12 protein-coding genes are annotated in these 11,919 nt (G+C 70.5%); 7 read left to right on the plus strand and 5 right to left on the minus strand.

The window, feature by feature from the left end; all coding sequences use genetic code 11:
* Positions 1-60: 60 nt before the first annotated feature.
* Positions 61-1,893 (plus strand): bifunctional metallophosphatase/5'-nucleotidase, encoded by a 1,833-nt coding sequence (locus tag ACFV6V_RS21420; RefSeq protein WP_385567252.1) that lies wholly within the window; start codon positions 61-63, stop codon positions 1,891-1,893.
* Positions 1,894-2,099: 206 nt separating this feature from the next.
* Entirely contained in the window at positions 2,100-2,987 is an 888-nt protein-coding gene (locus ACFV6V_RS21425) for a phosphatidylinositol-specific phospholipase C (RefSeq protein ID WP_385567254.1), read from the plus strand.
* Between the two features lie 54 nt (positions 2,988-3,041).
* On the opposite strand, the gene ACFV6V_RS21430 is transcribed toward ACFV6V_RS21425, so the two are convergent.
* From ACFV6V_RS21430 to ACFV6V_RS21450, 5 genes are all read right to left on the minus strand, one after another.
* Positions 3,042-4,454 (minus strand): ATP-binding protein, encoded by a 1,413-nt coding sequence (locus ACFV6V_RS21430; protein WP_385567257.1) that lies wholly within the window; start codon positions 4,452-4,454, stop codon positions 3,042-3,044.
* Positions 4,451-5,200 (minus strand): response regulator transcription factor, encoded by a 750-nt coding sequence (locus ACFV6V_RS21435; protein ID WP_385567259.1) that lies wholly within the window; start codon positions 5,198-5,200, stop codon positions 4,451-4,453. The genes ACFV6V_RS21430 and ACFV6V_RS21435 overlap by 4 nt, the downstream gene beginning before the upstream one ends.
* A 20-nt stretch (positions 5,201-5,220) precedes the next feature.
* A complete protein-coding gene (locus ACFV6V_RS21440; protein WP_385567262.1) occupies positions 5,221-6,252 on the minus strand; it encodes a S1C family serine protease in 1,032 nt (343 codons plus the stop codon).
* Between the two features lie 186 nt (positions 6,253-6,438).
* Positions 6,439-7,461 carry a LacI family DNA-binding transcriptional regulator gene (locus ACFV6V_RS21445; RefSeq protein ID WP_361283235.1) on the minus strand — a complete coding sequence of 341 codons (1,023 nt, stop codon included), beginning with the start codon at positions 7,459-7,461 and terminating at the stop codon, positions 6,439-6,441.
* A 23-nt stretch (positions 7,462-7,484) separates the two neighbouring features.
* Positions 7,485-8,264 carry a response regulator transcription factor gene (locus ACFV6V_RS21450; RefSeq protein ID WP_385567266.1) on the minus strand — a complete coding sequence of 260 codons (780 nt, stop codon included), beginning with the start codon at positions 8,262-8,264 and terminating at the stop codon, positions 7,485-7,487.
* 208 nt (positions 8,265-8,472) lie between these two features.
* Here ACFV6V_RS21450 and ACFV6V_RS21455 point away from each other — a divergent pair, with 208 nt between their 5' ends.
* The 5 genes from ACFV6V_RS21455 to ACFV6V_RS21475 all read left to right on the plus strand — a co-directional run bounded on the left by ACFV6V_RS21455 (position 8,473) and on the right by ACFV6V_RS21475 (position 11,873).
* Complete coding sequence (locus tag ACFV6V_RS21455; RefSeq protein WP_385567269.1) at positions 8,473-9,315, plus strand: alpha/beta hydrolase family protein; 843 nt, start codon at positions 8,473-8,475, stop codon at positions 9,313-9,315.
* A gap of 39 nt (positions 9,316-9,354) precedes the next feature.
* Complete coding sequence (locus ACFV6V_RS21460; RefSeq protein WP_385567271.1) at positions 9,355-9,609, plus strand: MoaD/ThiS family protein; 255 nt, start codon at positions 9,355-9,357, stop codon at positions 9,607-9,609.
* 10 nt (positions 9,610-9,619) lie between these two features.
* Positions 9,620-10,720, plus strand: coding sequence for a hypothetical protein (locus ACFV6V_RS21465; protein WP_385567274.1), 1,101 nt, complete (start codon positions 9,620-9,622; stop codon positions 10,718-10,720).
* 96 nt (positions 10,721-10,816) lie between these two features.
* A complete protein-coding gene (locus ACFV6V_RS21470) occupies positions 10,817-11,563 on the plus strand; it encodes a DUF2993 domain-containing protein (RefSeq protein WP_385567276.1) in 747 nt (248 codons plus the stop codon).
* 202 nt (positions 11,564-11,765) lie between these two features.
* The gene (locus ACFV6V_RS21475; protein WP_361283223.1) at positions 11,766-11,873 is read left to right on the plus strand and encodes a putative leader peptide; all 108 of its coding nucleotides are present in this window, start codon (positions 11,766-11,768) and stop codon (positions 11,871-11,873) included.
* The last annotated feature ends 46 nt before the right edge of the window (positions 11,874-11,919 follow it).

Raw genomic sequence — 11,919 nt, forward strand, 5'->3', positions numbered from 1 at the left:
GCTGCGCGGCTGAGGACGGCTGTCGTCCCGTTGAACCACGCTGAACTGACAAGGGGACAGATGTCAGCGACACCTAACCGGAAGCGCGGCCGCATGCTCGCCGCCGTCGCCGGACTGACCACCGTCGGCGCTCTGGTCGCCGCCATGCCCGCGGGTGCCGCCGAGGACCGCGGCCACGGACACGGCCACGGAGGATACGGCTACGGCTACGACCGCACCGTGGACGTCCAGCTGCTGTCCTTCAATGACCTGCACGGCAACCTCCAGCCGCCGGCCGGCTCCTCCGGGCGTGTCACGCACACCAATGAGGACGGCACCACCAAGACCATCGACGCCGGTGGTGTCGAGTACCTCGCGACGCACCTGCGCGAGGCCCGCAAGAACCACAAATACTCGATCACCGCCGCCGCGGGCGACATGGTCGGTGCTTCGCCGCTGCTGTCCGGTCTGTTCCACGACGAGCCCACCGTCGAGGCGCTCAACAAGCTGGACCTCGACGTCACCTCGGTGGGCAACCACGAGTTCGACGAGGGCTACAAGGAGCTGAAGCGGCTCCAGTACGGCGGCTGCCACGCCACCGACGGCTGCTACGAGAAGAACGCCAAGGGCAAGCCGAAGTACTTCTGGGGCGCCGACTTCCCGTACCTCGCCGCCAACGTGACCAAGGAGAAGTCGGGCCGTCCGATCCTGGACCCGTACTTCGTCTGGGAGAAGAACGGGGTGAAGATCGGTTTCATCGGCGTCACCCTGGAGGGCACTCCCAACATCGTCTCCGCCGAGGGCATCAAGGGCCTGAAGTTCTCCGACGAGGTCGAGACGATCAACAAGTACAGCCGCATCCTGGAGCGCCAGGGCGTCAAGTCGATCGTCGCGCTGCTGCACGAGGGCGGGCTGCCGGCCTCCTCCTCGTACAACTACAACTGCGACAGCCCGGGCCCGGGCAACGGCATCTCCGGTCCGATCGTGGACATCGCCAAGAACGTCAGCCCGCAGGTCGACGCCCTGATCACGGGCCACACCCACCAGGCGTACGCGTGCACCGTCCCGGACCCGGCCGGTAACCCGCGCATGGTCACCTCGGCCGCCTCCTTCGGCCGGCTGTACACGGACACCACGCTGACGTACGACCGCCGCACCCGCGACATCGTGCGCACGTCCGTCGCCTCCGCCAACCACGTCGTCACCCGTGACGTGGCGAAGGCCGAGGACATGACGCAGCTGATCGACCGCTGGAACACGCTGGCCGCACCGATCGCGAACCGTCCCGTCGGCTACATCTCCGGCGACATCGACAACCCCGCCGACGGCCTCGAGAAGCCGCTCGGCAACCTGATCACGGACGCCCAGCTCGAGAGCATGGCCCCGGCCGACAAGGGCGGCGCCCAGATCGCGCTGATGAACCCGGGCGGTATCCGCGCGCCTTTCGTCCACAAGGCGAGCGGCAGTGAGGGCGACGGTGTCGTGACGTACGGCGAGGCGTTCACCGTGCAGCCGTTCACGAACATGATGACCGCCGTGGACCTGACCGGCGCCCAGCTGATCACCGCGCTCCAGCAGCAGGTCAGCGGTGCCAACCAGGCCGCTCCGAAGATCCTCCAGGTCTCCAAGGGCCTCACCTACACCCTGGACATGACCAAGACCGGCGCCGACCGGATCGTGGCGGACTCGGTGAAGCTGAACGGCGACGCGATCGACCCGGCCAAGACCTACCGCGTGGCGATGAACGAGTTCCTCGCGGGCGGCGGCGATGGCTTCGCCGTCCTGAAGGAGCACAAGAACAAGCTGGTGGGCGGGTCCGACCTGGACGCCCTCATCGCCTACTTCGCCGCGCACTCCAGCGCGAGCGGCCCGATCGCGGCCCCGGCCACCGACCGGATCACCGTCATCAAGTAACACCGCGCATCACACAAGGGGCGGCAGGCCGTTGGTCTGCCGCCCCTTGGCGTTCGCGCTTCGCATCTCCCGGAATATCCGGCTCCGGAAGTTTCCGTCCCACTCGTGTCCAGGCCATTTCGTGACATGCGCATGTCTGGAATCATCCCGTGAGCCGACCGCGCCCCCCACATCGCGGCGGCTCACTGTCGATTAGGAGACGGCACATGTCATTGACCAGACGTGGTTTCCTCGCGGGCGCGGGCGCCGCGGTCGCGTCCGCCACCGCACTTATCGGAGCGTCGCCGGCAGCCGCCGCCGGGCGCTCCGCCCAGCGGGTACTCGGCACCCAGGACTGGATGAGCGGTATCGACGGCAACCGGGCGCTGTCGACCCTCACCATCCCCGGTACGCACGACTCGGGCGCCCGCTTCGGCGGGCCGTGGCCCGAGTGCCAGAACACCACCATCGCCCAGCAGCTCGAATCCGGTGTCCGGTTCCTCGACGTACGGTGCCGGGCCATCGACGGCTCCTTCGCCATCCACCACGGCTCCTTCTTCCAGAACATGATGTTCGGCGATGTCCTCATCGCCTGCCGGGCCTTCCTGGCCGCCCACCCCGGCGAGACCGTGCTCATGCGGGTGAAGCAGGAGTATTCGGGCGAGAGCGACACCGCGTTCCGCGCCATCTTCGACAACTACCTGGACGTACGGGGCTGGCGTTCCCTCTTCCGCATCGGCGACACCCTCCCCACCCTCGGCGAGGCACGCGGCAAGGTGGTCCTCATCGCCGACAACGGCGGGCTGCCCGGACTCAAGTGGTGGGACGGGAACGCCTTCGACATCCAGGACGCCTACAACGACCTGCCCTGGGACAAGTACCCCAAGGTCGAGGCCCATCTGCGCAAGGCAGTCCAGCAGCCGGGCAAGCTGTACATCAACTTCGTCAGCACATCGGCCTATCTGCCGCCGCGCTGGAACTCCGACGACCTCAACCCCCGGGTCCACCGCTTCCTGGACGGCACGGCGAGCGGCTGGAAGGGCCTCGGGATCGTGCCGATGGACTTCCCGAACACCCGCTCAGGACTTGTCGAATCGCTCATCCGCCACAACTGACGGGCCGGGTACCCAGGTCTGTCGGAGCCTGGGTCCCGTCCGCCCGGGCAGGACCTAGGTAGGCAGTGAGACGGGCGGCGGAGTCGGGGCACCGGGCAGCCGGATCTCGGCGACCGTCCCGCCGCCCTCCGCGGGGCGCAGCGTCACCTCGCCGCCCGCCTGCTGCACCGTACGGGCCACGATCGACAGACCGAGACCGGAGCCGGGCAGTGCGCGGGCGGACGGGGAGCGCCAGAACCGCTCGAAGACATGCGGCAGTTCCTCGGGCGGCACACCGGGACCGTGGTCGCGTACGGTCAGCACACCCCGGTCGAGCAGCACCTCGATCCGCCCGCTCGGCGGGGAGAACTTCACCGCGTTGTCCAGCACGTTCACCAGCGCGCGCTCCAGCGCGGCGGGCTCGGCCCGTACGTACCAGGGGCGCAGCTCGGCGTCGATGGTCAGCTCGGGGCCGCGCAGCCTGGCCCGCTCCAGGGCCGTCCGCGCGGACTCGTGCAGTCCCACCACCCGGACCGCGCCCGGCGCCGCACTGTCCGGCCTGGACAGCTCCTGGAGATCCCCGATCAGCGCCGCGAGCTCGCTCATCTGCGCCTTCACGGAGGCCAGCAGCGCCGCCCGGTCACCGGGCGGCAGCGCGCGGCCGGTCTGCTCGCTGCGCGCCAGCAGCTCGATGTTCGTACGCAGCGAGGTGAGCGGGGTGCGCAGCTCGTGCCCCGCGTCGGCGATCAGCTGCGCCTGGCGGTCGCGCGAGGAGGCCAGCGCGGCGGTCATCTGGTTGAAGGAGCGTGAAAGCCGGGCGATCTCGTCCTCGCCCTCGACGGGGATCCGCACGGTCAGATCCTCGGTGCGGGCCACATGCTCCACGGCACCGGTCAGCCGGTCCACGGGCTTGAGCCCGGTCCGGGCGACCCAGAGCCCGGCGGCACCCGCGGCGAGCACCCCGACGCCCGCGAGCGCGGCCAGCACCAGGGCCAGGCGGTCGAGGGAGGCGTCGACCTCGTCGAGGGGGCGGGCCACGGAGACCGTGACGGCCTGCTTGCCCGGCCCCGGCAGGAGTATCCGCGTGGTGTGCACCCGCACATCGGCACCGCTGTCGGTGGTGCTGGCGTGCAGGGCATCCAAGGTGTTGCCCCGGGCGACATCGAGGTCCTCGGGCCGCACCTTCACCGGCTGGGAGTCGGCGGAGACACAGCGAGTGCCCTCGGCGTCGATGATCTGTACATACGCGAAGGCCCTGGCCGTGCCCCCGGTCGAGTCCCGCCCGGCGCGGCACGCCGCGAGCGTCTGGTCCACCGTGCTGAGCGGCGCGCTGGTGTTACGCAGCGAGGTGTCCAGCTCCTGGCGCAGTTGCGCGCGGGTGAGCAGCCAGCAGGTCACGGCGACCGCAGCGACCGCCATGGCGACCGCGGTCGCCGTCAGCAGGGCCAGTCGCGACCGCAGGGGCAGCGTCTGGAACCAGCGGATCACTCCGTCGATCCTTCCCTCAGGGTGTAACCGACCCCGCGTACGGTCTGGACCAGCCGCGGCTCGCCGACCGCCTCGGTCTTGCGGCGCAGATACATCACATACACATCCAGAGAGTTGGAGCTCGGCTCGAAGTCGAAGCCCCACACGGACTTGAGGATCTGCTCCCGGGTGAGCACCTGCCGCGGGTGTGTGAGGAACAGCTCCAGCAGGGTGAACTCGGTACGGGTCAGCTCGACCCGGCGCGCACCCCGGGTGACCTCGCGGGTCGCCGGGTCCATCCGCAGATCGGCGAAGCACAGCACGTCGCCGTTCCTGTCCGGTGCGCTGTCCGCAGCCACGGCGTACGCGCTGCGACGCAGCAGCGCCCTGATCCGGGCGAGCAGCTCGTCCAGCTCGAAGGGCTTCACCAGATAGTCGTCCGCCCCGGCGTCGAGACCGGTGACCCGGTCGCCGACCGTGTCCCGGGCCGTGAGCATCAGGATCGGCAGGGTGGATCCCGACGCCCGGATGCGGCGGGCGGCCGTAAGGCCGTCCATGCGCGGCATCTGGACGTCGAGCACGATCAGGTCGGGCGGGTACGACTCCAGCCTTGCGAGGGCGTCCACACCGTCCACGGCGACCTCGGTGTCGTAGCCCTCGAACGCGAGGCTGCGCTGGAGCGCCTCGCGTACGGCGGGTTCGTCGTCGACGATGAGAATGCGGTCGTCACGGTCGCCACGTTCGTCCGGGCCCGGTGCTGTCGTCATGCTGTCAGCGTCGCACGACCTCAGAAGGAGGAACCGGTTGACGACCCGGACGACCCGGCCCGCAGCTTCTCCAGGTCCGCCTTGACGGTGTCGGACGGGATGGCGAACCCGAGGCCGACGCTGCCCGCACCGGAGCCGCCGGATGAAGCGGGTGAGTACATGGCCGAGTTGATGCCGATGATCTCGCCGTTCATGTTGATCAGTGCGCCACCGGAGTTGCCGGGGTTGAGCGACGCGTCGGTCTGGATCGCCTTGTACGTGGTCTTGGAGTCACCGGTGTTCCCGTTGAACTGCTGACCGCCGAACTCGAAGGGCCAGCCTTGGCGGGGATCCTGCTGCTGACCGCGGTCCTGGCCGTCGTCCTTGGCGACGGTGACATCGCGGTCGAGCGCCGAGACGATACCGCTGGTCACGGTGCCGGTGAGACCCTCTGGCGAGCCGATCGCCACCACTTCGTCGCCCACCTTGAGGCTGCCCGAGTCGCCGAGAGCCGCGGGCGTGAGCCCTCCCCCGGCGTCCCGGAGCTTGATCAGGGCGAGGTCCTTGTCCGGGTCGGTCCCGACGACATCGGCGGTGCCGGTGCTGCCGTCGCTGAGGGTGACCTTGACGGCGTCGGCTCCGGAGACGACGTGGTTGTTGGTGATGATCTCGCCATCCTTGGTGATGATCACACCGGAACCGGTGGACTGGCCGGCGGAGGTGGACGCCCCGATCTCCACGATGCTGGGTGACACCGCTGCGGCGACCCCGGCGACGGTGCCCTTGCTGCTCTGGGAGACCGTGGTCCCGTTGACCGCGCTCTGCGCGGACTGGGCGGTGCCGTGCCCGGCGTACCGGTCCACGAGCGTGGCCGCCCCGCCGCCGACCGCCGCGGCGATGATCGCCACGGCGGCAATCAGCGCGACGGGCCGCTTGGCCCGCGCCCGGTGCTGGGGGTGCTGCTGCGGCTGCTCGGGGGCGTACGCCGGCGGAGCGGGGTAACCCGCGTCCCCGAAGCCCGCGTAGGGGTAGTGGTCCGTGCCGCTCTCGCTGCTGCGGTGGTAGTCCGTCATGTTGCGAGTCTCGGCCCGCGAGATGAGAGCTCCCTGAGACCGGGCTGAGAACCCCGATAGAACCGCGTATGCCCGGAATAAGGGTGTCCACCCGCCCTGCCCTCACAGGCCCCGGGCAAGCCTCCTGCCCTCACAGGCCCGGGCAAGCCCCTTGGGCCCAAGAGCCCGCGCACCGCCCGCGCAGCCTCACGCGCAACCGCAGGAACGGCGGACTATCAGCGCCGACGGGAACTGCTTCACCCGCTCCCGCCGCGACCCCAGCACCCTCAGCCCGTCGTCCAGCACGAGATCCACCGCTGCCCGCGCCATCGCGGGCCGGTCCGAGGCGATCGTGGTCAGCGGAGGATCGGTCAGCGCCGCTTCCTTCACGTCGTCGAAGCCCGCGACCGCCAGCTCGCCCGGCACGTCGATGCGCAGCTCGCGCGCCGCGCGCAGGAGGCCGATCGCCTGGTCGTCGGTGGCGCAGAAGATCGCGGGAGGCCGGTCGGGACCGGACAGCAGCTTGAGGGCCACGAGGTAGGCGTCATAGCGGTTGTAGGGAGCCTGGAACAGGCGCCCTTCCGTGGACCGCCCGGACTCCAGCATGGCTCGCCGCCAGCCCTCGACGTGGTCGGCCACCGGGTCGCCCACCGCAGGGGTGTTCTCGATGCCGCCCAGACAGGCGACGTACTCATGGCCGTGCTCCAGCAGATGCCGGGTCGCGAGCTGGGCGCCGCCGATGTCGTCGGTCACCACCGCGACGTCGTCGATCGCCTCGGGGCGCTCGTGGAGCAGCACGACGCGTGCGTCCCATGCCTCGATCTCCGCCGCGGCCCGCTCGCTCATGCCCTGGCTGACCAGGATCAGCCCGGCCACCCGCATGCCGAGGAAGGCCCGCAGATAGTGGACCTCGCGCTCGTCGCGGTAATCGGAGTTGCCGACGAGGACCATCTTCCCGCGGTCGGCCGCGGCTCGTTCCACCGCGTGTGCCATCTCCGCGAAGAAGGGCTGGCGTGCGTCGGGGACGATCATGCCTATGAGGTCGGTGCGCCGCGAGGCCATGGCCTGGGCAACCCGGTCGGGCCGGTAGCCCAGCTCCTTGATCGCGGCGAGTACCCGCTCGCGCGTGGCCGGGGCGACCGGCCGGGGTCCGTTGTTGATGACATAGCTGACGACAGCGGTCGAAGTGCCCGCCAGTCGTGCGACGTCATCCCTCGTCACCTTGGCCACGCGCGAAGTCTACGCGTGGTGACTCACCTCTGGGCAGGGCTTACGGAGGCTTCCTGTTCTTCGGTGCGCTCCTCCGTACGTGTGGTCGAAGCAGCCGCCTTCGCCTTGGCCTCTTCGGCCGCGCGTTCGACCTTCTCCGGGGCCACGAAGCGGTAGCCCACATTGCGTACGGTGCCGATCAGCGACTCGTGCTCGGGGCCGAGCTTGGCGCGCAGCCGCCGCACATGGACGTCGACCGTGCGCGTACCGCCGAAGTAGTCGTACCCCCACACTTCCTGAAGGAGCTGGGCCCGGGTGAAGACCCGGCCGGGGTGCTGTGCCAGGTACTTCAGCAGCTCGAACTCCTTGAAGGTCAGGTCCAGGACCCGGCCCTTCAGCTTGGCGCTGTACGTGGCCTCGTCCACGGACAGATCGCCGTTGCGGATCTCCATGGGGGAGTCGTCCGCGGTGATCTGCTGGCGGCCCATCGCCAGCCGGAGCCGGGCCTCCACCTCCGCGGGGCCCGCGGTGTCCAGCAGCACGTCGTCGATGCCCCAGTCCGCGGTGACGGCCGCGAGGCCGCCCTCGGTGACGACCAGGAGCAGCGGACAGCCGGGCCCGGTGGAGCGCAGCAGCTGGCAGAGGCTGCGTACCTGCGGGAGGTCGCGGCGGCCGTCGACAAGGATCACGTCGGCGCCGGGCGTGTCGACCAGGGCCGGACCCTCGGCGGGGGCGACCCGTACGTTGTGGAGCAGCAGGCCGAGGGCCGGGAGCACCTCGGTCGACGGCTGGAGTGCGTTGGTGAGGAGCAGGAGTGAGCTCATCGTGCCCCACCTGCCCGGTCCGGATGGTGGTTCGTCCTGCGGCGGTCGTTGTGCGCGGTTGGCTCGCCCATCACGTCGGTTTCTCCTCGTCCCCGCGTCCTGAGGGGTCCGCGATCTTTTCGTTCACCTGTCTGTAACAACGGACTGGAAACACAAAAGGACCCGGGGGCTGCGTTGCCCGGATCCTCTGCCCAGCAGAATAGCCCACATGGGTTCTGCGTCAGAGGCTCGATTTCACTATGTGGATGTTTCCTCGGTCACGGACGGCCTCCGGCACGCCACTTCGGGGACAACCTTGACCGCGATTTTGCGGACCTCCGACGATGTGCGTATCGAGGCTCGGTACGAACCGTGCACGGCTGCGCCGGCTGCTGGAGCGACCGATACGGCGATTGTCCTCGCCCACGGCTTCACCGGCTCGGTGGACCGTCCCGCGGTACGCCGGGCCGCCGCCGTCTTCGCCCGGCACGCGGCGGTGGTCACCTTCTCCTTCCGCGGCCATGGACGCTCCGGCGGGCGCTCCACGGTGGGCGACCGCGAGGTGCTGGATCTGGCGGCGGCGGTGGCCTGGGCACGGTCCCTGGGGCACCAACGGGTGGTGACGGCGGGGTTCTCGATGGGCGGTTCCGTGGTGCTGCGGCACGCGGCGCTGTTCGGCGGGGACCACGAGTCGCACACGGACGCGGTCGCGGCCATCAGCGCCCCGGCCCGCTGGTACTACCGGGGTACGGCCCCGATGCGACGGCTTCACTGGGTGGTCACCCGGCCCGTCGGACGGCTTGTCGGCCGCTACGGCTTCGGGACCCGTATCCACCACGAGGACTGGAATCCCGTGCCGCTCTCCCCGGTCGAGGCCGTCCCGCTGATCGCGCCGACCCCGCTGCTGGTGGTGCACGGCGACCGCGACCCGTACTTCCCGCTGGACCATCCGCGCATGCTGGCCGCGGCGGGTCCCTGCGAGCTGTGGATGGAGCCGGGCATGGGACACGCCGAGAACGCGGCGGGCGAAGAGCTGCTGGGGCGCCTCGGGAACTGGCTGGTCCGGGAATAGCCCATGATGGGTAACCGACGAGAGTGAGGGGAGTGGCTCATGGCAGCGGGGACCATCCGCTACTGGGCAGCGGCCAAGGCCGCGGCCGGTGTGGCCGAGGAGCCCTACGCCGCGGAGACCCTCGCCGAGGCGCTGGGCGCCGTGCGCGAGAGGCACCCGGGCGAGCTCGTCCGCGTACTGCGGCGCTGCTCGTTCCTCGTCGACGGCGATCCCGTCGGGACGCGTGGACATGAGACGGTACGGCTTGCCGAGGGCGGCACGGTCGAGGTGCTCCCGCCGTTCGCAGGAGGATGAACCGCACAGCATGAGCAGCGATCAGCAGCTTCCGTTCGAGCCGCACGGCCCGCACGACCCCCAGGCCACCCAGACGTGGCAGGGCGAGACCTGGGACACCCGGTACCAGCCGACGCTCGGGACGCCCGGGGCATCGGCGCCGCTCCCGCAGCAGCCGCAGCACGAGCACCAGGTGGCCCAGGCGGCGCACCCGCTGCCGCCCGAGTCGCCGGTTCCCGTGGCGCCACCTTCCGGGGTGTCCGCTTCCGGGGTGTCCGCGCGCAGCGGCAACGGCACCGGCGGCGGCGCGGGCTACAGCGAGCCCACCACCCTGGGCACCGCCAGGATCACCGACGCCCAGCGCGCCCGGGCCGAGGGGCGTTCACCGATCATTCCGCCGGGCATCCGGCCCGCGGGTCTGACCGCCGCGGCCGGTCTGCTGTTCGCGGCTGGCGCCGCCGCGTCGTCGTACGCCCTGCTCGTCCCGCTGGTCCTGCTGCAGGGCGCCACCGCCGCCGGCTGGTTCCGGCTGAACGGCATGTGGCCCGCACGCCAGGGCATCGCGCTCGCCTTCGCGGGCGGCCTGGTCGCGGACGTGGCCCTGCTCGTGGCGGGCCGGGGGAACGCGCCCGCCGCGATCCTGGGCACCCTCGGCGTCTGGGTGCTGCTCACCTTGATACTCCAGCTGCGCAGCCACGCCGACCCCGACGAGCGGATGTACGGGCTGATGGCCACCACGGCATCGTCCGCGCTGACGATCCTGGCGGCCGGGTTCCTGGCCGCCGACACCGATGCGGTGATCGTCGGCGGTCTCGCGGTCGCCGCCGCGACCGTGTGCCGTGCGCTGCGCCTGCCCGGCACCGCCGCGGACGGTGCGGGTACCGGGGCCGTCTCGCTCGCCGCGGCGGTGCTCACCGCCGCCGGTGCCGGCGCGGTGGGGGGTGCGCTCGCCGGACTCGACGTGCTGTCCGCGGCGCTGCTCGGTACCGGGGCCGGTCTGTGCGCCCTCGTGGGCCTTCGGGTGGCGAGCTACGACTACCCCTCCCGCTTCGTCCACATGACGGCGGGAGTCGCGCTGCCGCTCACGGCCGCGGCGCCGATCGTGTATCTGCTGGGGCGTGCGTTGGTCTAGAGATCACCGGGGAACCATTCCCCTGCGCCCGTACGTCGATCATTCGGGCCTGTCCGACCCCGGACCGGCCAGACACAGGCGGGGGAACGACACGACATGCGCGCACTGCGAATACTTCTGATCACCGCGGTGATCCTCGGCGGGCTCTTCGCCATCGCCGACCGGCTCGCGGTCGGCTACGCGGAGGGCGAGGTCGCCGCCAAGATCAGAAGTAGCCAGGGCCTGAGCGCGGACCCCGAGGTGTCGATCAACGGCTTCCCCTTCCTGACCCAGGTCGTGAGTTCCGAGCTCGACGACGTCTCCGTGAGCATGGGCGGGGTGAAGGCCAGCGCCGGTGGCCACAGCATCGAGGTGACCGAGGTCTCGGCCGAGCTGAGCGGCGTCCGCCTCAATGGGCTGAGCTCCGCCGTCGCGGACCGCGCCACGGGTTCGGCCCGTATCTCCTACGCCGACCTCGCCAAGTCGGCGCCCGGGGGCGCGAGCGTCTCCTACGCGGGCGCCGAGCGGGCAGCCAAGGGGCAGGTCAAGGTGACCGGCCCGGCCGTCCAGCTGGTGGAAGGTGCCGGTTTCGACCTCCCCGATCTCGCCGAGGGTCTGTTGAAGGGCCGCTCGATCACGACGTACAGCACCGTGTCGATCGCCGGTGGCGACACGGTCCGGGTCCGCGCCGCCGATCTGCCGCGGCTGCCGGTGCCCGGCCTGGACGGCACGCTGCGCGACGCCGTCGACTATGACCTGAAGATCGACGGGCTCCCGAAGACGGTCACGCTGGACAAGGCCGTGGCCGACGAGAACGGGCTGCGGTTCTCGGGTGTGGGCACGGACGTGCGGCTGGCGGGCTGAGCCGCTCGACGTCGCCGCGACCGCCGATGATCGGATCGTGAGACGATGCCGTCCGATCCGTAGATGCCGATTGTGGCTCAGCCCCCCGAAGGCCCTGCCGGGATGCGCGGCGACCCCCGATCGTTCCGCCATGCGGACGATCGTGTCTCGACATATGACACGCCGGTGACATCCCCGCCTTCTCGTCCCTACGATCGACACCATGCAGCGAATTTCGAGCGGTCTCCAGTCCCGGGGACAGGCGGATCTCACGAAGCGGCGGGCAGTAGACCTGTGCCGCGTCGCCGCCATGCTCTGTCGCTCTTTCTGAGCGGAAGTTCCACTTCCGCATCCCGGGCCCTGTGACGCCCCTTCCG

Origin of the sequence: Streptomyces sp. NPDC059828 (assembly GCF_042731955.1) — a bacterium.
Classification (GTDB): Bacteria; Actinomycetota; Actinomycetes; order Streptomycetales; family Streptomycetaceae; genus Streptomyces.